Source organism: Pseudomonas sp. GGS8, assembly GCF_024168645.1.
Lineage (GTDB): Bacteria > Pseudomonadota > Gammaproteobacteria > Pseudomonadales > Pseudomonadaceae > Aquipseudomonas.
Window position 1 is genome coordinate 4,375,277 of record NZ_JALJWF010000001.1, and the last position, 25,417, is coordinate 4,400,693.

Genomic DNA, 25,417 nt, shown 5'->3' on the forward strand with positions numbered 1-25,417 from the left:
ATACTTCCTCCATCATTAGTGGAGAGGTCGCTATGCAAAAGAATCGTCTTGGATCATCGGATTTTCTGATTTCGCCTATTGGCCTGGGGACATGGGCAATCGCCGGCACCGGCTGGGAGTACAGCTGGGGAGCACAGGATGACAAGGACAGCCTGGATGCACTTGAATATGCCGTCGAGCGCGGCGTGAACTGGATTGATACCGCTGCAGTTTATGGTTTGGGCCATGCAGAGCAATTAGTGGGGCAATTGCTGCGGCGGGTGCCGGCCTCACGGCGTCCTTTGGTGTTCACCAAAGGCAGTTTGGTCTGGGACCCGGTCACGAAGAAAATTTCGCATTCACTGGCCCCTCAATCCTTGCTCGCCGAGATCGACGCAAGCTTGCACCGGCTTCAAGTCGAGACGATCGATCTTTATCAGATCCACTGGCCTGCTTTTCCTGCCGACGCCAGCAGTGAAGGGATTGAAATGGCGCTTTCGGCGTTGGCAGCCGCACGCGATCAAGGAAAGATTCGCGCTATCGGTGTATCGAATTTCGATGTCGCTCAACTCAAGCGAGCGCAGGCAGTGACAGAGATCGTTTCGCTCCAGCCGCCGTACTCGGCCTTGATGCGGGACATCGAGAAGGACGTTCTGCCATTCTGCGAACAGGCCGGGATGGGTGTCCTTGCCTATTCCACGCTTCAATCAGGGCTGCTTTCCGGCAGCATGACGCGCGAACGCATCTCGCAACTGCCCGAAGACGATTGGCGCAAGGCCCGAAGTGCTGATTTCCAGGAGCCCCGTTTGAGTGCGAACCTGGCATTGGTTGACGTCATGGCACGCATTGGAGAAAGGCATGGGGTGGGCGCCGCTGCGGTCGCCATCGCCTGGGTGCTTCGCCAACCGGTAGTGACAGGCGCCATTGTCGGAGCCCGCCATCGCGCACAAGTAGACGGGCTGATTGCGGCTTTGGAGTTGCGCCTTAGCGCTGCGGAAATCGACGAAATTCGACCGTTCCTGCCGGCGGGCATGGGCACGAATGTGCCTGGTGCCGCCTGACACTAATGGCAGAGGTGAGTGTTCAGTTCTTCTATTGAATTGAATGCAGGCGTTCGATGGGTAGTAGAGCGGTCGATCAAGATCGCAATGCTACCCACCGGGGCACTCATCACTCAGCAGCGAGCGCGGTATCTCCCCGTACCTGTTGAGTGTCAGCAACCGTCTGGCGACCCACCTTGAACCATGCGGCGTACAACGCCGGGACGAAGAAGATCGTCAGTAGTGTCGCCACGGTAAGGCCGCCCATGATCGCAATTGCCATCGGCCCCCAGAACACACTGCGCGTTAGCGGGATCATTGCAAGCACGGTGGCCAGCGCCGTCAGCATCACCGGACGGGTCCGGTGAATGGCGGCATCCAGCACGGCATTCCACGGGTCGCGTCCTTCGGCGATCTCGGTTTGCACCTGGTCGATCAGGATGACCGAGTTGCGCATGATCATCCCACCCAGTGCAATGATGCCCAGGATCGCGACGAAGCCCAGCGGCGACTGGAACACCAGCAGCGCCGGCACCACACCGATCAGGCCCAGCGGTGCGGTCAGCACCACCATCCACATGCGAGAGAAGTTCTGCAGTTGCAGCATAAGCAGCAGCAGGATGCTGATCATCATCAGCGGGGCCACCGCCAGCAGCGCCTTGTTGGCCTTGTCGCTTTCCTCCACCGCGCCGCCCACGTCGATGCGGTAGCCCGACGGCAGTTTCGCTTCGATCTCCTTGAGCAACGGCTGGATCTGCTGCGTCACCGATACACCTTGCTCGCCATCCTTCACGTCGGCACGCACCGTGATCGCCATGTCTCGGTTGCGGCGCCACAGCACCGGCTCTTCCAGCTCAGAGTGCACCTGTGCGACTTGCGACAGTGGCACCACCGTGCCCTGGCGGGTGTAGAGGTTGATGTTTTTGAGTGTGTCGAGGCTCAAGCGCTCCTCAGGCACGGCACGGGCCACGATGTCGATCAGGTCCTCGTGCTCACGCAATTGCGACAGGGTTGCGCCGTTCATCACGGTCTGGGTCGCCAGCGACACGTCGGCCGGCGTGAGGCCCAGCGCGCTCGCCTTGTCTTGATCAAGCTGCACTTTCAGCGTGCGCACCGGGTCGTTCCAGTCGAGCTGGAGGTCGCGCACCTTCGGGTTGGACCCGACCACCTTCTCCACGTCGCGCGCGATCCGGCGCACCACCTGGGTATCGGGGCCTACGACGCGGAACTGCACCGGGTAGCCGACAGGCGGCCCCAATTCGAGCCGGGTCACCCGCACCCATGCCTGGGGGAATTGTTGGTCGGCCGAGGTCACCAGCCGCGCACGTACTCGCTCGCGTGCATCCAGGTCCTTGGTCATCACAACGAACTGGGCAAATCCGGGATTCGGCAGCTCGGGGTTGAGCGAGAGATAGAAGCGCGGTGCGCCGGCGCCGGTGTAGGCGGTATAGAAACGCACGTCCTCATCCTTCGCCAGGATCTCTTCCATGTGCTTGACCTGCTCGGTTGTCGCGGCGAACGAGGAGCCTTCCTTGACGCGCAGGTCAATGACCAGTTCAGGACGCGAACTGTTGGGGAAGAACTGCTGCGGCACTAGCTTGATACAAGCCAGCGCAAGCACCAGGGCGCCAAACGTCGCACCGATGACCACCCAGCGGTGCTCGATAGCGGCGTCGATCAGGCGGCGCAGGGTACGGTAGAACTTCGTGTCGTACAGATCACCATGCTGGTGCTTGCCCAAGTCGTTGGGCAGCATCTTGACCGCCAAATACGGTGTGAAGATGCCGGAGCAGATCCACGAGAACAGCACCGCGGCACCGACGATCCAGAAAATGCCACCTGCGTACTCGCCGGTAGTGGACTTCGAGAGGCCAATCGGCAGGAAGCCCACGACGGTGATCAGCGCGCCGGTCAGGCGCGGCATGGCGGTGGACTGATAGGAGAAGGCAGCCGCCTTCAAGCGGTCCATGCCGGTTTCCATCTTCGCCACCATCATCTCGATGGCGATAATGGCGTCATCCACCAGCAGCCCCAACGCGATAATCAGCGAGCCGAGCGAGATGCGTTCGAGGTTCCAGCCCATCGCCAGCATCACCAGCGCCACGCCGCCCAGCACCAGCGGCACCGTGGTCGCGACCACGAGGCCGGCGCGCCAGCCCAGGCTGGCCAGGCTCACCGCGATCACGATGATCAGCGCCTCGGCCAGCGCATGACCGAAGTCCAGGATGGCGTCCTTCACCGTGGTGGGCTGGTCGGCCACGAGCTCCAGCTCCACGCCGTGTGGAAGTTCCGACTGGATTTTGGCGACTGCCGTATTCATCGCCTTGCCAAGGTCCACGATGTTGCCGTCGCTGGTCATCGTGATGCCGAGCATCAGCACTGGCTGGCCGTTGTGGCGCACCGTGTAGGTGGGCGGATCCTCGAAGCCACGGGTAACGGTCGCAATGTCGCCGAGTTTGATCAGCCGGCCGCCCGCGCTGATGGGCACGTTGCGGATAGCCTCTTCGCTGGCGAATTGGCCGCTCACGCGTACCATCACGCGGTCGCCGTGGGTGTCGATCTGGCCTGCGGGCAACAGGGCGTTCTGGCTTTTGAGGCTTTCGGCGATGGCCAGCGGTGTAATGCCCAGCGCTGCCAGGCGCTCGTGCGAGAACTCGACGTAGACACGCTTGGCCTGCTTGCCGATGAGGTCGATCTTCTTGACCATCGGCACCTTCAGCATCTGGCGCTTGATGTCTTCGGCTGCGTCCGACAGGTCGGCGTGGCCGACGCCGTCGCCCTTGACGGCGTACATCAGGCCATACACGTCGCCGTACTCGTCGTTTACGATCGGCCCGATCACGCCGTCAGGCAGCTCGAGGCTCAGGTCGTTGAGTTTTTTACGCGCCTGGTACCAGGCCTCGCGCTGGTCAGCCTTGGAGGTGCCGCCGCGCACGGTGAGCGTCATGCCCGCGTAGCCTTGCCGCGCGTAGGTGACCACCTTCTCGAAGTTGTCGATCTGCTCGAATTTCTTCTCCATGCGGTTGAGGACCTGGTCCTGCATCTGCTGGGCGGTAGCGCCCGGCCAGATGACCATGGTGGTCATGGAGGGCACGGAAAAATTCGGATCTTCGAGCTGGCCGAGCCGGGTGAAGCTGAAGGCACCGGCCACCGCGACGAGGATGAGCATGAACAGGACGATGGCGCGGTGACGCAGCGCCCAGTCGGTGAGGTTGAAGTTGTTCATCGGGCGGCCTGCTGCGTGGTGTTCGCGTCAACAATCGCCGCGCCGGGAAGCGCGACTTTCAGCCCGGATGACATCTTCTGCACCCCGGCGGTGACGACCAAAGCGCCGGCCTGCGGCCCGGAGACGAGCACGTCGTCATTGCGATAGCCCCACACCGCCACCTGCACCAGTTCGACGATGCCTGCCGGACCCTTGCCCGCGGGCGTGACCACCCACAGCGCCGGCTGGCCGCCGCTTTGCGTCAGTGCCGTGGCCGGTACCGCCGCCACGGAGACACCGGTCATCATGCGCTCGGCCGTTACCGTGGCAGTGGCGCCCAGCGGCAGCGCCTGCACCGGCTTAAGCCGTGCGCGATAGGTGCGCGTCTGCGCCGCAGCCTGCGGCGACAGCTCGCGCAGCGTGACATCGAAGACTTCGTTCGGCGCACTGGCCAGCGAAGCCTTGAAACGCGCCTCCTTGAAAACCGACAGCTGATCCTCGGGCACATCGATGACGATCTCTGACTCATCCGGATTCGCAACCGAGACCACCGGTTGGCCTTCGGCCACGACCTGTCCAGCCTCAAAGCGCACAGACGTGACGACACCGCTACGCGAGGCGCGCAACACGGTGTACTTGAGCCGGTTACGCGCGAGCTCGAGCTTACGTGCCTCGGCCTCGGCGGTCGCATGCGCGGTTTGGGCGTTGGTCTGCGCGCGCTCGTCATCGGCCGCACTGACCGAGCCGTCAGCCTTCAGCGCGGTCAGGCGCTGGCGGTCCGAATCGGCTTGGCGTGTCTGCTCGACGGCAACCGTCCATTGTTGTCGCGACGCGTCTTCAGCGAGGCGGTAGTCGCTGTCATCCAGCACAGCCAGGATGTCGCCTTCGCGCACAAACTGGCCGACGTCGACCTTGCGCTGGGCGACCTTGCCGCCCACGCGGAAGGCCTGATCGACTTCGTGCCGCGACTGTACGGTGCCCACGTAACGACTGATGTCGCGGGCATTGTCGTAGTTGATTGCCGCGGTGCGTACCGGGCGTGGCGCCTGAACGGTGGGTTGTTCCGGGCTACAGGCGCAAAGCATGACGGCTACGGCCAGGGCGCCGGCGGCAGTAAGGGAGGTTTTCAAGGCGGTTCCTCTTTAAAAAACGGCAGTTCTCAGGAAAGTGGTGGCCGGTCGGCTTTGGTGGCTGCAGTGGAGGGGGCAGGTTGTTCGAACACCTGCCAGCCCCCGCCCAGTGCCTTGTAGAGCTGCACGCTATCGAGCAGCAGTCGGGTGCTGCTTTCGTTGGCGTTCAAGCGTGCCGCCAGGCGCGCCCGCTGCGAATCCAGCAGCGGCAACAGGTCGATCTGCCCGCGGTTATAGAGCGACTGGGCGCGGTTCTGCGCAGACTCCGCGGACGCGGCGGCCAATTGCAGCGACCCGGAGCGGCGACGCTCCTGCGTCAGCGTGACGAGGGCGTTCTCCACATCCTCGAGCGCCCGTACGATGCCGTCTTCGGCGCGCAGCAGCGCCTCTTGTTGAGCACTTTCGGCAGCGTCGTTGATCGCTTGCGTACGCCCGGCGTTGAAGATCGGCATCGCCAGCAAGCCCGCCACGTTGGTGAAGCGCGCAGCGCCGAGATTTGCGCCGTTCAGGTTCAGGCCCTGGCGACCGAAGGACGCGTCGAGGAAGAGCCGCGGAAACCACTCGGCCGCGGCCTGTTGGCGGCGCGCATTGGCTGCGTCGAGTTGCGCCATCAGCGCCAGCACATCAGGTCGACGTTGCAGCAGCGCGGCGGGCTGGCCCGGCTTGGCCTCGGGCACCACCACATCGCTATTGGAGGACTGGATGTTCGCGGTATTGAAGGACTGGTCGGCGATCAGCACCGCGATGCGATGGCGCGATACCTCCGTCAGCGTTTCCAGCGGCGGAATCTGTGCCCGTGCCGACAAGGCGTCGGTCTGCGCGCGCTCGACGTCGAAGGCGGATGCCAGCCCCACCTGCTGGCGCGCGGTGACCAGACGTAGCGTCTCGTCCTGCATCGCCGAGATGGCGCGCAGGGTCGCGACCTGGCGCTGCGCGCCGATCAGTGTGAAGTAATTGCTGACGACGTCGCTCATCACCAGCAGACGTACACCGCGCATGCTGTCCTCCGCGGCCAGCGCATCGGCATTGGCCGCCGCTGCGCCGGCGCGCAAGCGCCCGCTCAGGTCGAGTTCCCAGGAGACGTCCAGACCCACACTGGTGGTCTTGGTATCCGGATAACCCTGTTTCGTGGCCGAGTTGTAGCCGGTGCTGCGATCACTGCCAGAGGCGGATGCGCCGACGCTCGGGAGCAACCAGGAACGGCTGACTGTTTCGCCGGCGCGCGCGGCGCGCAGACGCTCGGCGGCCATCTTGACGTCGCGGTTCTCGCGCGCTGCTCGGCGCACCAGATCCGTCAGCACCGGGTCATGGTAGACCTCCCACCATGCCGCCTCGGGTTCCATCTCGGAGGCCGTGCTCGCGGCGAAGTTGCTCGGCAGTTCGACCGACGGCTTGACGACCGGCGTGGAGCAACCGCCCAGGGCGAGGGCGATCGAAGTGGCAAGGGCGGCCGCAACAACGGCGAGCCCGGCCCGTTGCAAGGTCGGCCGACCGGTGTGGAGGGGCAGTGGAAAGGAAACTGGAAGTCGCGGCATCGCATTGGACTCGTGTAGATTCGAGGTGGCATCAGCGTAGGGCCCGGTGTGCGCGAAGTCGTCAGCGAAGCGTCGCCATTCGGTCGCCATATCGAGCGCTCATTCAGGTTGGGGGCGTCACTCGCCGTCGGTGTCTGACGCGTGCTCGCCGGCCGCTGACGCGAGGTCCGAGTCAATCGACTCCAGCAACGCTTCGGCGGACGAAAACTTGCTTTGACGCCCGGTGACCAGGTTTTCGAGGCGGCCCACGAGAGCCCCGGGCATGGCATCGCTACGCAGCTTCACGACATACGAGCGACGGTTCGGGTATTTGGATTCAGGATTCAGGCTCATTGCAGACCAGGGGATCAGAAAGTTCGCCGACAGCGTAGGCTGTCCCCCCTGGTCGAGTCGTAAGCGAAAGGTCGGACTTCGGTCGGGACAGACATGAACACCGCAGTCCCACAGGTTTTGCGCCTTTAACTCTTCAAACGGGCCTTGTAGCCTGAAGCAACGAGTGCGCACGTCTCGCCAGTTCGGTTCCCTCGGTTTCAGGCAATTGATCAACCAGCGCCGCCAGGGCCTGGCGGTCCTCGGTTGCAGCGTCGTGGTGCCCGCACAGCTCGACCAGCGCCAGCAACTCCAGCCACGGTGCGGCCTGGGCGCGCGCCTCCTCAATCGCGCGCCGCGCTGCGGTGCTGCCGGCATCGAGCCGGCCCTGCATCCGCGCAATCGCTGCCTCCAGCAGCAACAGTTGCGGCAGGTACACGCGCTCGCCCAGTTCTTCCCCCACCCGTAGTGCTTCCTGTAGTTCGGCTTGCGCCGCGTCGAAATCACCCGCCAGCAGCAGCGCCTCGGCGGCGTAGCCGAGCACCTCGCTGGCACCGGAGCGCATGCCGAGTCCGGTGTGTTCGTTGTAGGCCTCGCGGATGTTGCGGTAGCCATCGCGCGGCGTGCCATTGCGCGCGTCGGCCCAGCCACGCCACCAGCGGCAAGCCGTGCGCCCCAGTGCGAGTGAATACTCGTCGACCAGCGTCTGCATGTCGTCAGCCAGCGCTGCCACACGCACAGAGTTGCCCATCCGCACCTCGATCAACACCTCCTGCCAGGTGGCGACCAGCCAGGTCATGGGCTGGCGAAGCGCCTGCGCGCGGGTCCGTGCCCGCTGGATGTGGTCCCGGCCTTGCTCAACCAGACCGGAACGCACGAGTTCTATGGCCAACATTCCGTGCAGCATGACCTGAGGATCGGCCGCGAAAATCTCATTCGCCCCGATGTCCAGCGGCTCGGCGATTGCGAGGGCGCGCTCTAGCCAATGGCGGGTCGCCTGCGTGCGCCCCTGGAGATGATGCACCTCGCCCTGAACGATGCACGCCACCAGCATGAGCGCCGGGTCGTTCGCCTCGCACGAGAGGGCTTCGGCGCGTTCTGCTACCGCCAGCGCCAGCGTGTAGTCGCCGCGCAGACCGAGCAGATAGCCGAAGCCGTGCAGCAGGCGACCGCGCATCGGATGCTCGGGGATCTCAGTTAGCAGTGTGTACGCGCGTTCGAATGCGTTCCTGGCTTCGTTGCCGACACCGAGCGTATGGAAAGCCGATACGCCCTGCAGCGTCGCCAAGGTAATTTCGAGCGTATCGCGCTCTATCCCTTCCGGTGCTTGCCGCAGCAGAACCTGCGCCCGCTCGGTGAGGCCGATGCACAAGGCCGGGCTGAAGTGCAGCAGCGCGGCTTCCGCGGCCTCGGCGTAGTAGCGCAGCGCGATCATCGGCTGCCGGGCCCGGTCGAAGTGCGTCGCCAATGCCGAGGCAGCAACTGGCACGCCGGCGATGCGCTCGTGTTCAAGCGCAGCGCCAACCTGGTGATGAAGGTGAGTGCGCAATGAGCGCGGCGTGCGGTCGTACAGTACCTGGCGGAAGAGGGCATGCCGGAACGAGTAGGGTAGCTCCGCCATCTCATCAGGTTCGGGGGCCCGCGACCGCGTGAGCCACACCTGCTCGCGCACCAGTTCCTCACAGGCGTGGACCGCAGAAGCGAGGTCGCGTTCGAGGGCCAGCGAAACCGTCTCGACACGAAATTCGACTCCGCATACCGCTGCCGCCGAGAGCAGCGCACGCTGCTCTGGCCCGAGCTTGGTGATGTAGTGATCAATGATGGCCGCAAGGTTTTCGGGAACTGCCATTCCCGTCAGCCGGGCTTCGATGGTGGCGTCGTCGTCCGCAGGGTCCATCACTTCACTGATGACTGACGACACGAACAGCGGCACGCCGTCGGTGCGCTCGTGCAGGGCACGCACGAAGGCTTCATCACGCGCCAGCGACGCCGAACGCAGCGCGACATAGTCAGCGACTTCGGTTTCCGAGAACGGATCGAGCACCACTTCCTCGCACAGACGTTGTTGACGCAGTTCGTGGCGCAACGAGTTGAACGGATGGTCGAGCGCTACCACTTCGGCGACGCGGAAGCTCGACAACCACATAAGCCGCGCGCGGCCACGTCTGCGCGCCACATAGTCGATGAGCTGGACCGTCGCCCGATCGCTCCAGTGCAGGTCTTCGGTCACCAGCAACAGCGGTCGCTGCTCCGTGTAGCGGTCCAGCAGTTCGCCCATTTCCCGCAGCATGCGATCCGGACCGATGCCCGCAAGCTCTCGCCGCAGCGCGTCTCGCTCTTGCGCTGTGCTCAGCCACGGCAGTTGCAGCAGCCAGGTCGGCGCCACGGTGCGCAGCAGTGCCGGCAGGGCAGGGTCGCTGCGGCACAGATCGGCCAACGCCTCCAGCACTGGCAGGTACGGTTCGCCGGTGCCGTAGTGCTCCACGCAGTGGCCGCGTGCGCAGGCGATGCTGCCAAGGCTGGCGAGGAAATGCTCGATCAACGTGGTTTTGCCAATCCCCGGTTCTCCGGCAAGCCAGACCACCGCCCGTTGCCCGCCGCAAGCCCGCTCCCATGCCTGCTGCAGTTTTGAGCGTTTGTCGGTGCGACCAATGAATGGCGGCGACGGATAGGCGACGACCGCCGGCACGGTCGTGGATGCAGACGGTATCGAAGGGGCAGGGGACGGCCCGGCGATGAACCGATAGCCGCGCCGCGACACCGTCTCGATGAAGCGGGGCTGCCTGGGGTCGTCGCCCAGCACCTTGCGCAGATCGCTGATGGCTGTCTTCAACACCGAATCGCTGACAAACCGATGCCCCCACACTTCATCAAGCAAAGCATCCTTGGTCACCAGCGATCCCGGCTGGCGTGCAAGTGCGCAAAGCAGCATGAAGGGCGTTGGCGCCAAAGCCACGGCTTCTCCATTACGTGACAGGCAGGCGTTGGCTTCGTCGAGCTCAAACTCGACGAAACAGAGCTGGACCGGGTTCGGATGGGACTGCGGACGTGCCACGTTGGATTCCTGAAAGCTGAAACAGAGTTATGCGCCGTGAGGCGTGGCTCGTGGTCACTCCAATAACAACGCTGATCGGCTCGGAAGCCAAGCCTCGTCGGTCGGAAACTGGTGTCGGAAAATTAATGACGGTAATTTCAATATTGAAATATGTTTCAATTTTACATACCTTCACCTTGCCTGACGATGGGACCTGCGTGTCTCACGACTTCAATCACAACAAGGGCTCGAGATGAACAACAACAAGAAAGGTTCCGAATTGCCTCCCACCGATGTCGATGTGCTGGTCGTCGGTAACGGTCCGGTAGGGGCGACAATCGCGGCGCTGCTCGGCCGCTATGGTGTAAAGACGCTGGTATTGGACAAGACCCATGAGGTCGTACTGATGCCCCGCGCCATTGCTTTGGACAACGAGGCGCTCCGCATCCTGCAACTCGCCGGACTGTCGGAAGACGCTTTCGAGAAGATCGTTATCCCTGAGGTGAAGATGCACTCTCCGGTCCTCGGGCAATTCAGTCGGGCCAATACCGAGGGGTGTATCGACGGCCATCCCAAACTGGTGACCTTCTATCAACCCGATCTCGAACACGCGATGCGCAAGCAGGTCTCCCGGCTGAAGTCAGTGACCAGCCTGGGTGGATTCGAGCTTGAGAATCTGGTCGAAGAGTCGGAGGGTGTCGTCGCCTCCATACGGGACCAGGATGGCCATGTGCATTCCGTTCGCGCCCGATACCTGATAGGTGCGGATGGTGCAAGCTCCAGGGTCAGGGGCTTGATTGGCCAGGAATTCGAAGGACAAACCTATGCAGAGGATTGGCTGATTGTCGATGCCAGAAACCGGCATCAGTCAGCCATCGATCACGTTGAGTTCATCTGTGATCCACAGCGCCCAACACCGCACATGCCCGCTCCCGGCGGCAGGGAACGCTGGGAGTTCATGCTGCACCCGGGTGAATCCCGGGAAGAGCTGGAAAGTCCGGAAAGCATCGCCCGGCTGATCGCGCCATGGGTCAATCCGCAGGAGCTGGAAATCGAACGCAAGGCGGTGTATCGATTCCACGCGCGGTGCTGCAAAAGATTCAGCAAGGGGCGCATCTTCCTCGCAGGGGATGCAGCCCACATCACGCCGCCCTTTGTCGGGCAGGGCCTGGTCGCGGGGCTTCGAGATGGCGCCAATCTTGCCTGGAAACTGGCCTGGGTCCTTCAAGGTCAAGCCACGCCTGCGATACTCGCCACCTATGATGTAGAACGTCGCCCCCATGCCCAGGCGATGATCAATCTGGCGAAACTCATGGGTCGTCTGGTGATGCCGAGAAACAAGATTGCAGCGTTCTTCATCCACGGCATGATGCGCACGCTGGCGTTGACCCCGGCGTCCAGAAAGTACTTTGAGCAACTGGACATCAAACCGAAGAACATCTTCAAGCACGGTCTGTTCGTGCAGCATCGTCGTGGCGACAGGCTGGTTCGTGGCAGTCTGTTCCCTCAAGCCTGGGTGCGTGACATGCACCAGCAAGTCCAGCTGAGCGATGATGCACTTGGACACAACCTGACGCTGGTTGGATTCGGCGTCGACCCATTGTCACTGCTGACCGCTGCCGAGGTCTTTTCCTGGATTAAGATGGGAGGTCACTTCTTGCAGATCGGATCCTGCGGTCAACGCTCCGGCAGCGGTTGCGACTTCGTTGAAGACCTGAACCATGACATCCTGCCGCGGGCTGCCAAAGGCACCCTCGTTGCGATTCGCCCTGACCGGATCATCATGCACCACGCTCCCGGCGCAGAAGCAGGCAGCCTGGTTCGAGACTGCCTGCTCCTGATGACTGGCGCCGATTCCACTGTCGATAGCGTTTCCATTACCATCAACGAACCCCCTCGATTAAGAGCGTGAAGATGCCTTCCCCCACTTTGCCTTCAGAAGCAACCGAGCAAGAACCTCTCACTCGAGGCCACAAGAAGCGTGAACGCACCCGTCGCGGTCTGGTGGATGCGGCGCTGCGTCTTGTCGCGCGCAAGGAGGTGGGGGAGATTGCACTGCTCGAGGTCGCCGCGGAGGCGGCGGTCTCCAACGGCACCATCTACAACTATTTTCGAACACGCGACGAAGTGCTGGAGGCGGTTGGCATCGCCATGGCAACCGAGTTCTCTGATGCCATTTCCGCCCTGAGTTCGGACGTGCACTGCGGTGCACAACGGCTTTCGATTGGTGTGCGCATGTTCGTACGCCGGGCGGCCTATGATCATCAATGGGCCAACGCGCTGCTGCGCATCATCCATTCCGATCAGACCATGCGCTCGCGCCTGGCTGCTCATGTGCTGGGCGACCTGCGTGAGGGGCTGCACGCGGGCACTTTCGCTTACGAAGACGAAGGGATCGCCCTGGACCTGGTCGTGTCGTGCACAACCGGGGCCATGCGTTCGGTTGTCGAGGGGCGTGCGGCGGCAGAGCATGATCTGTTGGTCGCCGAGATGATTCTCAAGGCTCTGGGCGTGACACCTGCCAAAGCCAGGAAAATCGTCGGCAAGCCGCTACCCTAGCCCTGATGTCGTCCTCGACTTAGCTTTTGCTGGATATCTGAACATTCGTGTTCATTGTGGTTGGCGAATAGAACTCCAAATCCCTTCATAGACTTCGAGAAACTACTCGGAGTATCTGATTCTATGCGGCATAGAAGGGTTTTGTTGGATGGCTTCGTTCTTGATTCAAAAAACGTTGTTGACTGAATATGAACACGCGTGTTCAATTGGGTCATAAGGTAATTTTGGAGAGAGAACGTGGAAACCCTGAATCCGATACAGCGCCGCATTCATCAAGCTGCCTTTCGCCTGTTCGCTGAAAAGGGCACCTCTCAGGTGAACATCCTCGACCTTGCACAAGAGGCAGGTGTGGCGCGTGGAACGATCTATAGCAACATCGACAACATGGAAAGCCTGTTCGAAGCGGTCGCCAGCCATCTCGCAAGAGAGATGCATGAACGCGTCAACAAGAGCTTCAATTCCCTCTCCGATCCGGCTCAGCGCCTTGCCAATGGCATTCGATTCTTCATTCGTCGAGCTCACGAAGACTCCCTGTGGGGGGCATTCATCCATAAATTCGCCATGAGCAATGCTTCGTTGCGCGAAATGTTCAGCAGCCAGGCAACTACCGATCTTCTGAGCGGACTTTCCACTGGACGCTACACGTTTGCGCAGGAGCAATTGCTCTCTGTACTGACACTGATATCGAGCAGTGTCTTGGGCTCGATTTTCCTGGTGCTGGAAGGGCACAGAACGTGGCGCGAGTCTGGCTCTGACACGGCCGAGCTCGTGCTGCGGGCATTGGGTGTGGCACCAGAGGAGGCTCGTGCGCTGGCGACTACAGAGCTGCCAACACTTCCTTCTCTCGACTAGTTCGTAAGCCGATTCAACTCAACGCCTCTGGATTTTCAGGGGTGCGGGGACGGCTTTACCCTAAAAACCCGGAAAACAAGAACAATGAACAACAAAGATGAAATACCCCGGTTGCCGACACAACAACCCGCCCGGCATCCACAGCCGACGGTGAAGGCCCAGGATCTGACTCACCTGATCTTTCAAAGGCCGGACTTGAACGAGGCGGCGCGGTTCCTGTCGGACTTCGGCCTGACGGTCAGTCAGCAGGACGCCGATACACTTTATCTGCGCGCCACCGCCCCCACTGCGTACTGTTACCGAGTCCATCGTGCAGAACAGGCACGTTTTGTCGGGTTCGCACTGGCAGTCCAGTCGCTCAAGGATCTGCAAAAACTGACGCGCATCCCAGGCGCCTCACCGGTAGAAAAATCGGAACATCCAGGTGGCGGGTATTACGTCAGACTGACCGATCCTTCCGGTTTCATCGTGGAAGCAGTTTGCGACCAGACTCCAGGTAAAACGCTGGTACACAGAGCGCCTCTTCCCTGGAATCTGGCGCAGGAGCAACCGCGAATCAATGCTACGCAGCGGCCGCCGATTGCTCCCCCTGAAGTACTCAGACTCGGCCACATCGTCATCGAAGTGGCTGACTACCAGGCGACCTGTGCCTGGTACACGAAGCATTTCGGGTTTATTCCCAGCGATGTGCAGGTACTCCCCGATGGCACGCCTATCGTCGCTTTCATGCGCCTTGATCTCGGTGACGTTCCCGCGGCTCACCATACGCTCGCGATAGCGCAAGGGTTCATGGCCACCTATAGCCATAGCGCCTATGAGGTTGTCGATGCCGATGCGGTGGGAATGGGGCAGCGCGTCCTGCGCGAACGCGGTTGGGAGCACTCATGGGGAATCGGCCGACACATTCTGGGTAGTCAGATCTTCGATTACTGGCAAGACCCCTGGGGCGATAAACACGAGCATTACTGCGACGGGGATGTGTTCACGGCCGCACAGCCCACGGGTATTCATCCCGTGAGCCCCGAGGCAATGGCGCAGTGGGGGCAGCGCATGCCCAAGAGCTTTACAAAACCCAGGATGAGCTTGAGCAAGCTGCGTGCGCTGATCCGTAACCTGCGCCGCAGTCCGGACTTGACCCTTCGCAAGCTGGTAACACTCATGCGGATGTTCGGGTAGAGCTGCCAGCCTTTCCACAGAACAACATCACAGATCTCGCGCTGCCGCGCGCGGGACAAACGCTGCTCCAGGAGTGCCTTCGATGTCTGCTGTACACGTAGTTCGCTTTGAATTTCAGAACGGTATCCACTGGGGCGTGCTACGCCAGGGCCGTATCACGGTTGTTCCCGGTATTTTTGAAACCACCGGTGATTTCATCCGCCACAACCGCATCGACGATCTCGCTCAACTGAAAGGTACGGAGCTGGATGAAGGCGAAGTGAAGCTGCTGTCGCCGATCACCCGTAACCAGCAGTTCGTCTGTCAGGGCGCCAATTATCGTCAGCATATGATCGAGTCGGGCATGGACCCGGATGCGAAGAAATTCAACATGATCTTCACCAAGGCGACCAGTTGCCTGGTGGCAGCGGACAGCGACCTGATCAAGCCGCGCTCCGTGCGCTTCCTGGACTACGAGATCGAACTGGGGCTGGTGATGAAACGCGCGATTACTGGCGCTGTTGCTGTCACCGACGCCAATCTGCATGAGTTCATCGCAGGCGTCGTCATCGTCAATGACTACTCGGCGCGTGACATTCAGATTCCCCAGATGCAGTTCTACAAGGGCAAGAGCTTCCGCACCTTTGGCCCGGTCGGCCCGTACCTTTGCCTTCTGGATGCCAAGAGCATGCCTTACCTCAAGGCACTGCATCTGCGTCTGACGGTCAACGACCAGGTGCGACAGAACGACAGCACGGCCAACCTGGTTTACGGCCCCGCTGAAACCCTTACCGAACTCTCCGCCGTGCAAGACCTCGCCGTTGGAGACCTGATTGCCACCGGTACGCCTGCCGGCTGTGCGCTAACAGTTCCTTCGCCTGCCAAACAGCGCATTGCGGCCCTGATGCCAGAAGCTACCAAGTGGAAGCTGTTCCTCAAGGCGCAAGAAAGCCGGCCGCAGTATCTCAAGCCAGGTGACGTGGTCGAGGCGCGCATTCGCAGCGCTGATGGTGTGATCGATCTCGGTGTGCAACGTAACCGAGTCGTGGAGCAAGCCTGATGGTCGTACAAACCCTGAGCGACATCGAAAGTCTCGAGCAAATCCCCTTGTCGGAGCGTGGCCTGGCATCCAGCACTTATGAAGCGCTGCGACAGGCGGCCCGGCGCACCCCTCAGGCGCCCGCGCTGAGTTTCTTCGCCGATGCCGCCGATTTCAGGCGCACCTACAAATGGAACTACTCCCAGCTCTTCGCGGACATCACCCGCGCCGCGAATGTCTTCCATGACCTGGGCATAGAACCGGGCGAGGTGCTTGCTTTCATCCTGCCCAACCTGCCGGAAACCCATTTCACGATATGGGGTGGGGAGGCGGCAGGCATCGTCATGGCGATCAATCCTCTGCTCGAAGCCAAGCAGATGGCTGGCTTGCTGAATGCCGCGAAGGCCTCCGTGGTGGTGACGCTCGCACCGACTCCGGGTAGCGATCTGTGGTCCAAGCTGGCTTCACAGCTGGATCAGTTACCTGCGGTCAGGTCTGTCGTTTGGGTCAGCATGGAACCCTATGTCGCCGAACCTGTGCGCGGGGCTCTGAAAGCCGCGGCACTGAAGGAGCGAGACTTGCACAGCGGAATCGCGATCCACGATTGGCTATCGTTGATGGATGGTCAGCCGCACACACACCTGAAAAGCGGTCGGCAAATCCGCGAGGATGAGTGCTCCTCCTACATCTGTACGGGCGGCACCACCGGGCTCCCCAAGATCGCCGCGCGAACCCATGGCTCGGAAGTATTCAATGCATGGGCCATGGCCGCTCACATGCAGCCACGCGGTGGTGGCCAGGTTATCTTTTGTGGCCTGCCGCTGTTTCATGTCAATGGACAAATGGTGACTGGTCTGATGCCTTGGACTCAAGGCGACCATGTGATCCTCGGGACGCCTCAAGGGTATCGTGGCGAGGGGGTGATCCCGCGATTCTGGGAGATGGTCGAGCACTTCGGTATCAACTTCTTTTCCGGCGTGCCAACGGTCTATGCCGCACTTCTGCAAAATGAATGGCAGGGTCGCGACCTGTCCAGTCTTCGCTATGCAATGTGTGGCGCGGCCCCCATGCCGGCTGAGCTTCTCCGAGAATTCGAGCGCCGGACCGGGCTAAAGATCCTTGAAGGTTACGGTCTTACCGAGGGCGCCTGCGTTTCCTCAATCAATCCGCCCCATGGCGAGCGCCGTATCGGCTCCATCGGGATACGGATCGCCTACCAGAATATGCGCGCGGTCTTGCTCAATGACGCGGGTGAGTACCTGCGCGATGCCAACGTGGATGAGATCGGGCTCATCACGATCAGTGGTCCGAATCTTTTCGATGGCTATCTGGAGGAGCGTCATAACCAGGGCCTCTGGATCGATATCGACGGTCAGCGCTGGTTGAATACAGGTGATTTGGGTCGCCAGGATGCGCAGGGTTACTTCTGGCTGACCGGGCGCAAGAAGGAGTTGATCATCCGCGGCGGCCACAACATCGATCCCAAGCAAATCGAAGAAGTTCTGCAGGCGCATCCCGCCGTCGCCTTGGCCGCGGCAATCGGCAGCCCCGACGTCTACTCGGGCGAGGTGCCGGTGGCCTACGTTCAATTGCGACCCGGGCAAGTTTGCAATGCCGAAGAGCTGGAGGCGTTCGCCCATCGCCATATCAGTGAGCGGGCAGCCGTTCCCAAGCGCATTGAAATCCTCGAAGCCTTGCCACTGACTGCCGTGGGCAAGATATTCAAGCCCGCATTGCAGCAGCAGGAAATTGCCAGAGTAGTCCAGCAGGAAGCGGGGCGCCTGGGGCTTTCGGATGTTGCTGTTGAGGTCGTGCAGGACACTCGTCGTGGGCCGGTCGCCTGCATCCGGGCCGGGGTTGGCCAGGAAATCCTGGCGCCGCTCTTGGGCCACTATAGCTTCCAGATCGAGTGGCTTAAATGAGTCCCTGATTCGCATCTGTCAGTCCAGCAGTCATGCCCTGGCGCAGTTCCGCCAGGGTCTTTTACACAACTTCGATCAACTCCAACCGGCGCTGAAAAGTACACAGGAAGGCGAAGCTTTGCCTGCGTGAAATCAACAAAAACAATAAACAGAGGTGGAAAATGAAACTGAATAGCCGTGTGAGCCCGTGTCTTTCTGTTCAGCGAAAGAGTGCTGTCTGGATTAAGTTCACCAGTGCCATGGCACTGCTCAGCGCCTCGACAATTGCAGGCGCCAATGGCATTGGCCTCAACGAACAAAGCGCAAGCAGCGCCGGAACTGCTTATGCGGGAAGGTCGTCTTCCGCGCTGGACGCCAGCACCATTTACGGAAATCCGGCAGGCCTGACCAAGTTGCAGCGCAATGAAATTTCCGGCGGGGCCGCAATCGTCTCGGTGAGCGATGACATCAGCGATGCGCAGAGCAGTGCCGCAGGAACGAACAAGGGGGATTCGGTACCTTTGGGGGTTGTGCCCTTCGCCTATATGTCGACACCGCTTGATGATCGTTTTTCGATAGGCTTGGGCCTCTACGCGCCGAGTGGTCTGATCAATGACTACGAGAGCACTTTTCAGGGTCGTTACCATGGTTCTTACAGCACGACCAAAGAGATAACCCTGCAGCCCACACTGGCCTATCGGATCAATGATTACGTGTCCATTGGTGGCGGACCGACCCTGAACCATTTCGATGCAAAACTTCAGAGTTACATGGCAACCGGCGCCCTGAACAACGGCCAGGACACGCTGGTCACCATCAAAGGCGATGACACAGCCATTGGCTACAACGTCGGCCTCTTGGTGGACTTTAGTGAGGCAACCCGTTGGGGGATGACTTATCACTCGAAGGTGAGCTATCACCTCAAAGGGCATACTGAGGTTTCCGGCTCCCCGAGCGTTATCCCACTGGACGGAAACTATGACACCCAGATAGATCTGACGATGCCTGAATCAGTGGACACGTCCATCACTCATCATTTCAATAGTCGTTGGACCGGATACCTGGGGGCCACCTGGACACGCTGGAGCCGGATCCAGAAGGTCGAGGCAATCAACAGCGGTGTTTCCGCCATGGGCGAGGCTGCTGGCCTGGGACGTGTGGCCGAACAAATGAACTGGCACGACATCTGGTCCACTGCGATTGGCACATCCTATCAATTGAACCCACAATGGCTGATACGTGCAGGCTATGCCTATGACCCGGCGCCCGTTGGTAATGCCGATCGCAGCGTGCGTGTTCCGGTCGGGAATCGCCAGGCCGTGACCCTGGGCGGCGCGTATTCGCCGAACCCCGATCTGACGATCGACTTTGCTTATGGTTATCTCTGGGATTCAAAAGTCTCCGTAAAACACTCGAACGACTCCGGTCTTCAACCGGAATACAGTGCCAATTACGAAAATAGTGCGAATGGAATTTCAGTGCAGGCAACGTATCGGTACTAACCGCCGCACCGCACGCTCCCACAGGGCCCGCTTCGCTACCGCTCTATCAGTTTTTGCACTCCGCCAATACCACATGGCAGGTAGTCGGCGAGCCACCAGATTGGCCGGCATAGCGTATGCAATTATCCATGGATCTTTGGCGAGCCATGTCCAAGGTGGAGCCCCAGGCCAAGCCACCTTCGCCGGCAGTGGGTAGTGCTTTTGCGTAGCAGCTTGAGCCTGCGCTTGAGTCTGTATTTGAGGCCGAATAGCGGGCCGTGGCAGCTTTGCCTGCACATCCCGCAGTCAGGGCCAGGTTGATGGCGAGCAGGGAAGGGAGGATCCATGACGAGCATTGACGTGCTGTTTTGCCGATCATCCCGTTTCCCCTGTATCAAGAGGCTGGAGGTGTGTTTGTGGTCGTGTTCTATTCAGATTAGACGGTGTTGTGCCTGCCCTTGGGGTGGTTTCTGTATATTTTTTTGCTCTGATGCTGTTGCCTCAAATATCCAGATCAATCACGCATGAGTCATCAAAATCAGGGCTTTCACTAATGCCGTCTTAAATGGCTGCTTTGCGATTCACCGCACCAGTTGCTCCACCAACTCAGGTGTCACGTAGTGCGGTCCGTCGAACAGGTAGAGCGAATAACCGTCATAGGCTGCGAGTTGCGGTTTGAGCTCGGCCGCGGTCGCGGAGCGGAATCCGCCGCCGAAATTGGGGCGAAAGGCTTCGACGATGATTCGCACACGGTCCTTGCCCAGGCGCTGGCGCATCGCGTCGGCGTAGGTTCGGGCCACTGGTGCGGTGCGGGCGTAGACGCCGACGCCATCCTGGAAGAACACGCCGATGTCATCCGGCAGCCATTGCTTGAGCCAATCGGCGGTGGCGGCGGGGCCGATGTTGGCGCCGTCGTAAACACTGATCCATAACGGTCGCGGCAGCTTGGCCAGCAGGGCGGGCAATTCTTTGGCGCGGCTCCAGCTGGGGTCGACTTCGGCCGGGAAATACCAGCCGGTGACGTGTAGCGGTGTAGGCAATTTGGCGATGCGTTCCGAGACCGCGGCCAGTTGCTCGATGTTGTCCCGTGAGCGTTTCTCGCTGAAGTAACCGGCCAGCCCGAGAATGACATCCTGCGCCCAGGGCGCCTTGGCGATGCGGGCCCAGTCGGGCAACACCGGCACGGTGGGCAGGCCGGTACCGGGAACGAATGCCTGATCGTCGACGACGGTCCACTGCACCAGCAGTTCCCGGGCGCCGAGTTTTTCCCAGTGGCCGTTGATGCCGACAGTCTTGTTGTCCGGCTGCCAGACGATGCCGACAATCCCCGGGTCAATAGCCTTGGTATGTGTCACGTAGAGCATGCCGGAACCTGCGCCGAGGGTTGCGATAAACAATAGGGCGACAACGGTCGCGCGACTGACGGTGTAGCCAAAAAATTTCACAGGGCTGCCTTTTTCAGGGGCGGGGGATGTGCCCACGTCGGGGGCAAGTTAAACCCCAAGCACAAATAATCTCGAACGTTCATACCAGTCCTCAATAAGAGTACGTCAGGCGAGCGAACACGCCTTGAGCACGGTCATCGCCCAGCACCTTCACGCGGTACTGCAGAGAAAAATCCACGTAGGAGCGTGGGGCGTTGTAGGCATCTTCGCGGAACCAGTACCGGACGTTGTTGCCAATGCCGATGCCTGCGGCCTTGCCGGATGATGAGCTCGTGCTGCCGTCGGTATCGGTCTCGCTGTTCATCTTTGAGTCATAGTCGAACGCGGCCACGACATGGGGGAAACTCACCCAGCGCGAACCTGCGCCGCCGATGGCGTAACTGCGGCCGACCTGCCATTCGCTGTTGAAATAGTCACGCGAATCATTGAGGTAGTGACCGGCTTCGGCAAACAACTGCGAGGTCCACCAACTGGAGGTATCGACCCGCAAATCGGTCCCGATACTTGAGCTATAGCCCAGGCGCAGCAGCCAGTCACCGTTGACGTCTGACGACCCCAAGGGGAATGTGCGCTCAACGGCAGCCATCACATTCAACGCGGTGAACGGTTTGACCCGCACACCAACGGCGCCTTGCAGGGCATCGATACCGGTAGCCGAATCGCTGTTCTTGCTCCATAGCGTGTCGGTGACGCGGCCGTAGAGTTCGACAAAACGTGCATTGCGATAGCCCAACGGGCGCCAGGACAGTTCGGTGCTGTTTTGCAGGCTGTCGTTGCTGTTACTGCCGCTGCTCGGCGCGGAACTCAGACCGCTGCTGGAACTGTTGCCGCGATAACTGGTGGTGCTGATCAAGCCCCAGGTACGCGACACATCGGCCACCGCGCGACGGGTGTCGAAGAGCTGCTGCGGGGACATGTCGAGTTCACCGGCATTTTTTGCGTCGATAACTCGCTTGAAATAGGTGACGGCTTGCTCGTCGTCATTGACCCGCATGGCGTTGTAGGCGGCATCCTGCGTTGCCGTCGGTGAGAGCCGGCTGCCAGCATCGGCTTTGCGAAACGATTCACGGGCGAGGTCATCGTCGCCGGCCTGGACCGACAAGTAGGCGATCTGCAGGTCGCTCATCGCTTCCAGTTCGCCGGTGTCCCGCGCCTGTTGCAGCCGTTCGCGCGCAGTTCTTCTCTGGCCGATGGCAGCATACAGACTGGCCTCTTCGTAAGCCGGCAAGCTGCCCAGGGCCAAGGCCTGGGTAAAATCCTGGCGTGCCCCGGCATCGTCCCCCGATTGTTGACGCAAGAAGCCGCGCTGGCTCAGCAGCCGGGCGTCATCGCCATTGGCCTTGAGACCATCGCTGGCCGCCGCGATGGCTTCGGGCACCTGCTTCTGGTCGGTCAGGGCGCTGACCAACAGGCGTCGATACGCCGGGTTCTGCGGCGCGCGGCCGACGGCTTGGTTAGCCTGGACAACCGCCGTTTCGACGTCCTTGCGGGCCAGGGCTGCGTAGGCCTGGGCGGCCATGTCGGTTCCGCCGTCGCGCTGGTTGCCCGGCCAGATATCACACACCAGGCCGAAGGCCGTTTCCTGACAGTTCAGGGCCGGAGCAGGGACGTGAGCTGCAGTGTTCAGATCCCCCTTGTTTTTCTGCCGCAACGCCACTCGTGCGGCGCTGCGTCGGCGGGCTATTTCGCCACCTTCGTCGTCGACCAGTGGCTGCAAATCATCGAGCGCCTGCTGAGGCTCGCCATGGGCCAGCGCGGCGTCGGCGGCGAAGAAACGAATGTCGCGGACTTGCGCTTGCGGCAGGCCATTGATGGCCAGGGCCTGCTTCAGGTCAGCTTGAGCGGCTTGAGTTTTACCCTGCCGATCAAGGGCGTAGCTGCGCAGAATCCATGGTGCGATTTCCCCGTCATCCTGTGCCAATGCAGCCGACGCGGCTTGCTCGGCCCCAGGGTAATCGTTGGCGGCGAGCAGGGCGCTGATCAGCAGTTGCTGGTTGGCGCCGATTTCCGGGGCCCAGGCGACGGCTTTTCTGGCCTGGTCCAAGGCCAAGGGGACATGGCCTTGCTGCAGGGCGCGATAGCCCTGAACCGCCAGCGGCACCGCCAGTTGACGACGAATCGCTGCGCGACGCGTCAGCAATGCGTCGTCGTCCGGGAACATCACAAGCGCCTGGGTGGTGGCTTGATCCGCTTCTTGCAGCTGCGGTTGGCGCTGCAAGGACTCGATCAGCAGCAGTCGATAGTCCATGCGTTTGGGCGCCTGAGCGATGGCTTTGCGTGCGGCCTGGGCAGCAGCGCCGAAGTCATCGCGGTCATAGGCCTTGAAGGCCTGGGCAGCGGCACCGAAGCCCGGAGCCTGACGTGATTGCGGGTAGCGCCTGGGATGATCGCGCAGGTCCTTGTCGCGCTGAGCCAGCACAATCAGTGTGTTCAAACGCTGGATATCGGCGCGCTGACGTAGCGCTTCGCGAGCCTTGGCGATGGCCAGGTCATAGTCTTTGCGCGCGTAAGCGCTGTACGCCTCGTTGGCGGTGACATAGGCCGGACCGGTCAATGGCAATGGCAGCGTCTGGGCATGAGCAAACGCAGGTATCAGGCTCAGCCCCGTGGCCATGAGGGTCAGTAAGGGGCGATTCATGCAGGAAGCTCCGCAGGGTAGTGGCTGTGCTGACGTGCCACGGCTTTTTCGATGGTGGCGCGAGGCAGCACGCCGCTGTCGACCAGATAGTCGCCGATGCGGCCGTGATGCTGCGGGCGGTACTGCAACATCGCGCGGCTGAACACATCGCGATCCAGCAGGCCCATTTCGATCAACAGGTCGCCCAGCAATGGCGCTCGGGCATCCGGCACGGATTGGCCTTCGCGCACGTTCAGTCGACGCAACTGCGCGACGATTTCGCTCTCCCGGGCAATCAGCTGCACTGGTTCGCTGCCCAGTTCGTCGCTGACCTGTTGCAGGCCTTCGGCCGGCAGTGGGCTGGCCACGGCGACTTGCGCGCAGCCGTCGGCATTCAAGCCAAGCGGTACCACGCGCCAGCGCAGGGCGAATTCATCGTCCAGCGTCTGGTTCGAATCCCGCGCCTTGGCGGCCACATCGAACACCCGCGGCAAGTCGTTCTGGAAGGCGATGGCTTCCGCGAGCGTTTCGTCGTCCAGCCAGCCGTTGCTGAGCAGAATCCGCCCCAATGGCATGTGCCGGGTTTTCTGTTCGACGAGAGCATTTTGCAGGTCGGTTTCGTTGATCGCCTGCCAGGACAGCAACACGCTGCCCAGCTTGCGCGGTGCGGCAGCGACCAGGTCGGTGGACGGGAAGTCGTGCATGGTCTTGTCCCACACCAGTTTGCGGTTCAGCGCCTTGCCGACCAGGAACATGCGCCAGGCCCGTGACGCGGCCATGAAGTTGACGAAGTTGCCCACGACCATGCGCGGGATCGACAGCAAACCATGCTGCCAGCCGTACAGCACGGTGGTGAAATAGCAGCGATGCGCGATGCGCCAGGCCAGCGCGATACCGTTGGCCAGCAGCAGGTATTGGATAAAGCCGTTGGTTTCAAACGGCGTCGGGAAACTCACGTCCCACAGACCGCTCTGGCGCAAAACAATCAGGCCCAGCAACTGCACCAGAATCACGTAGGCGATGATGCTGACGAACGCCGTCACTACGCCTTTGCGGTCGCGAAACAGCAGATAACGGTTGGCCAGCGAGCCGCTCCAGCCCATTTGCTCCCAGCCTTGCAGCCCGATGCCCAATGTCCAGCGGGCTTTCTGGCGGAACGCGGTGCGGAAGGTATCGGGAAAGAATTCGCGCACACACAACGGCATCTTCAGGGTCGATTCGTAAGGCTTGCGAAACCAGGATTTGCGCAACACGCGAAACTGCACCGGGAAGCGCACGAAGATCGCATTCATGCCGACCTTGGCCAGGCGTGCGCCGACGTCGTAGTCCTCGGTGAGGCTGTCGGTGTTGAACGGCTGGTTCTGGGTTTCCCCGGCCAATACTCGCAAGGCACGATGCGAAAAACAGGTGCCGACCCCGGCAGACGGCACGGTGTCGGTCATGCTTTCTCGCACCACCAGGTCCTTGCCGTGCCATTCGGCGAATTCGTCCATGTAGGTGCCGGCCACCCATTCGTACCAGTTGCGTTCCAGCGAAACCACGGGCAACTGGATCATGTCCTTGCGTGGCAACAAGTAGTTGAACAGGCGCAGTTCCAGCGGGTGCAGCACGTCTTCGCTGTCGTGCAGCACGACGCCGGCGAAGGTTATGCCGTGGGTTTTCTCGTGCAGGAAAATCGCCTGGATCACCCAGTTCAGGCAGTCGGCCTTGCAGGTCGGCCCGGCATGCGGGACTTCCACGCGATGCAGCTGCTTGTAGCGCCGACGCATGCGCTCCACTTCATCGATGGTGCGTTGGTCGTTGATGTAGGTGCCGACGAAGACCACATAGTTCTGGTAGTCCAGGGTCGACACCATGTTCTCGATCATCGGCGCGATGACGTCGTATTCCAGCCAGGCCGGAACCATGATTGCCAACGGTTGTTCATCCCGGGCCATCAGTTGCTCGGCGGTCAGCGGCCGGTACTTGCGGCCCACGGTGAATGTGCGAAACAGGCGACGAGACCAGTACCACAGGTCAATGAACAGATCGTCCAGGCTGGAAATCAGAATCAGCACCGCGACCACGATGGTCGAGATTTCCAGGAAGCTGTAGTAGTGGGCCAGCCAATAGGGCCAATAAAGCGACGTCATCGAG

General features: G+C 61.2%; 17 protein-coding genes. 8 read left to right on the forward strand and 9 right to left on the reverse strand.

The features are described from left to right. Positions 1–32 precede the first annotated feature (32 nt). Entirely contained in the window at positions 33–1,040 is a 1,008-nt protein-coding gene (locus J3D54_RS19730) for an aldo/keto reductase (RefSeq protein ID WP_253421790.1), read from the forward strand. A 109-nt stretch (positions 1,041–1,149) separates the two neighbouring features. Here J3D54_RS19730 and J3D54_RS19735 read toward each other — a convergent pair whose 3' ends face one another. The 5 genes from J3D54_RS19735 to J3D54_RS19755 all read right to left on the reverse strand — a co-directional run bounded on the left by J3D54_RS19735 (position 1,150) and on the right by J3D54_RS19755 (position 10,253). Next, entirely contained in the window at positions 1,150–4,245 is a 3,096-nt protein-coding gene (locus tag J3D54_RS19735) for an efflux RND transporter permease subunit (RefSeq protein WP_253421793.1), read from the reverse strand. Continuing rightward, on the reverse strand, positions 4,242–5,354 hold the full coding sequence (locus J3D54_RS19740) for an efflux RND transporter periplasmic adaptor subunit (protein WP_253421796.1): 1,113 nt from the start codon (positions 5,352–5,354) through the stop codon (positions 4,242–4,244). The genes J3D54_RS19735 and J3D54_RS19740 overlap by 4 nt, the downstream gene beginning before the upstream one ends. 29 nt (positions 5,355–5,383) lie before the next feature. Then, positions 5,384–6,979: an efflux transporter outer membrane subunit gene (locus tag J3D54_RS19745; protein WP_253421799.1), complete on the reverse strand. Its 1,596-nt coding sequence runs from the start codon at positions 6,977–6,979 to the stop codon at positions 5,384–5,386. Between the two features lie 27 nt (positions 6,980–7,006). Further along, positions 7,007–7,222: a hypothetical protein gene (locus J3D54_RS19750; RefSeq protein WP_253421802.1), complete on the reverse strand. Its 216-nt coding sequence runs from the start codon at positions 7,220–7,222 to the stop codon at positions 7,007–7,009. 133 nt (positions 7,223–7,355) lie between these two features. Continuing rightward, entirely contained in the window at positions 7,356–10,253 is a 2,898-nt protein-coding gene (locus tag J3D54_RS19755) for an AAA family ATPase (RefSeq protein WP_253421804.1), read from the reverse strand. A 232-nt stretch (positions 10,254–10,485) separates the two neighbouring features. Between J3D54_RS19755 and J3D54_RS19760 the strand changes: the two genes are divergently transcribed. From J3D54_RS19760 to J3D54_RS19790, 7 genes are all read left to right on the forward strand, one after another. Continuing rightward, positions 10,486–12,144 carry a bifunctional 3-(3-hydroxy-phenyl)propionate/3-hydroxycinnamic acid hydroxylase gene (locus J3D54_RS19760; RefSeq protein ID WP_253421807.1) on the forward strand — a complete coding sequence of 553 codons (1,659 nt, stop codon included), beginning with the start codon at positions 10,486–10,488 and terminating at the stop codon, positions 12,142–12,144. Positions 12,145–12,146: 2 nt separating this feature from the next. Then, on the forward strand, positions 12,147–12,791 hold the full coding sequence (locus J3D54_RS19765; RefSeq protein WP_253421810.1) for a TetR/AcrR family transcriptional regulator: 645 nt from the start codon (positions 12,147–12,149) through the stop codon (positions 12,789–12,791). Between the two features lie 237 nt (positions 12,792–13,028). Then, positions 13,029–13,643, forward strand: coding sequence for a TetR/AcrR family transcriptional regulator (locus J3D54_RS19770; RefSeq protein ID WP_253421812.1), 615 nt, complete (start codon positions 13,029–13,031; stop codon positions 13,641–13,643). Between the two features lie 84 nt (positions 13,644–13,727). Then, positions 13,728–14,819: a VOC family protein gene (locus J3D54_RS19775; protein WP_253421815.1), complete on the forward strand. Its 1,092-nt coding sequence runs from the start codon at positions 13,728–13,730 to the stop codon at positions 14,817–14,819. A gap of 82 nt (positions 14,820–14,901) precedes the next feature. Continuing rightward, positions 14,902–15,858: a fumarylacetoacetate hydrolase family protein gene (locus tag J3D54_RS19780; RefSeq protein ID WP_253421818.1), complete on the forward strand. Its 957-nt coding sequence runs from the start codon at positions 14,902–14,904 to the stop codon at positions 15,856–15,858. Beyond that, the gene (locus J3D54_RS19785; protein ID WP_253421821.1) at positions 15,858–17,759 is read left to right on the forward strand and encodes an acyl-CoA synthetase; all 1,902 of its coding nucleotides are present in this window, start codon (positions 15,858–15,860) and stop codon (positions 17,757–17,759) included. Before J3D54_RS19780 ends, J3D54_RS19785 begins: the two co-directional genes overlap by 1 nt. Before the next feature lie 161 nt (positions 17,760–17,920). Next, positions 17,921–19,240, forward strand: coding sequence for an outer membrane protein transport protein (locus J3D54_RS19790; RefSeq protein WP_253421824.1), 1,320 nt, complete (start codon positions 17,921–17,923; stop codon positions 19,238–19,240). Between the two features lie 46 nt (positions 19,241–19,286). Here J3D54_RS19790 and J3D54_RS19795 read toward each other — a convergent pair whose 3' ends face one another. The 4 genes from J3D54_RS19795 to J3D54_RS19810 form a co-directional block, all read right to left on the reverse strand. Further along, entirely contained in the window at positions 19,287–19,598 is a 312-nt protein-coding gene (locus J3D54_RS19795; RefSeq protein WP_253421827.1) for a hypothetical protein, read from the reverse strand. A 202-nt stretch (positions 19,599–19,800) separates the two neighbouring features. Then, positions 19,801–20,583, reverse strand: a complete 783-nt coding sequence (locus J3D54_RS19800; protein WP_253426663.1) for a hypothetical protein — start codon at positions 20,581–20,583, stop codon at positions 19,801–19,803. Between the two features lie 172 nt (positions 20,584–20,755). After that, positions 20,756–23,302, reverse strand: coding sequence for a tetratricopeptide repeat protein (locus J3D54_RS19805; protein WP_253421830.1), 2,547 nt, complete (start codon positions 23,300–23,302; stop codon positions 20,756–20,758). Continuing rightward, on the reverse strand, positions 23,299–25,413 hold the full coding sequence (locus tag J3D54_RS19810; protein WP_253421833.1) for a glycosyl transferase family protein: 2,115 nt from the start codon (positions 25,411–25,413) through the stop codon (positions 23,299–23,301). Before J3D54_RS19810 ends, J3D54_RS19805 begins: the two co-directional genes overlap by 4 nt. Between the last annotated feature and the right edge of the window lie 4 nt (positions 25,414–25,417).

Excerpts from the sequence above, each read along its gene's own strand:
- J3D54_RS19765 (WP_253421810.1), top strand. The coding sequence starts at position 12,147 with ATGCCTTCCCCCACTTTGCCTTCAGAAGCAACCGAGCAAGAACCTCTC.
- J3D54_RS19775 (WP_253421815.1), top strand. The coding sequence starts at position 13,728 with ATGAACAACAAAGATGAAATACCCCGGTTGCCGACACAACAACCCGCC.
- J3D54_RS19730 (WP_253421790.1), top strand. The coding sequence starts at position 33 with ATGCAAAAGAATCGTCTTGGATCATCGGATTTTCTGATTTCGCCTATT.
- J3D54_RS19735 (WP_253421793.1), bottom strand. The coding sequence starts at position 4,245 with ATGAACAACTTCAACCTCACCGACTGGGCGCTGCGTCACCGCGCCATC.
- J3D54_RS19780 (WP_253421818.1), top strand. The coding sequence starts at position 14,902 with ATGTCTGCTGTACACGTAGTTCGCTTTGAATTTCAGAACGGTATCCAC.
- J3D54_RS19805 (WP_253421830.1), bottom strand. The coding sequence starts at position 23,302 with ATGAATCGCCCCTTACTGACCCTCATGGCCACGGGGCTGAGCCTGATA.
- J3D54_RS19760 (WP_253421807.1), top strand. The coding sequence starts at position 10,486 with ATGAACAACAACAAGAAAGGTTCCGAATTGCCTCCCACCGATGTCGAT.
- J3D54_RS19810 (WP_253421833.1), bottom strand. The coding sequence starts at position 25,413 with ATGACGTCGCTTTATTGGCCCTATTGGCTGGCCCACTACTACAGCTTC.
- J3D54_RS19785 (WP_253421821.1), top strand. The coding sequence starts at position 15,858 with ATGGTCGTACAAACCCTGAGCGACATCGAAAGTCTCGAGCAAATCCCC.
- J3D54_RS19745 (WP_253421799.1), bottom strand. The coding sequence starts at position 6,979 with ATGGCGACCGAATGGCGACGCTTCGCTGACGACTTCGCGCACACCGGG.
- J3D54_RS19800 (WP_253426663.1), bottom strand. The coding sequence starts at position 20,583 with ATGCTCTACGTGACACATACCAAGGCTATTGACCCGGGGATTGTCGGC.
- J3D54_RS19750 (WP_253421802.1), bottom strand. The coding sequence starts at position 7,222 with ATGAGCCTGAATCCTGAATCCAAATACCCGAACCGTCGCTCGTATGTC.
- J3D54_RS19790 (WP_253421824.1), top strand. The coding sequence starts at position 17,921 with ATGAAACTGAATAGCCGTGTGAGCCCGTGTCTTTCTGTTCAGCGAAAG.
- J3D54_RS19795 (WP_253421827.1), bottom strand. The coding sequence starts at position 19,598 with ATGATCGGCAAAACAGCACGTCAATGCTCGTCATGGATCCTCCCTTCC.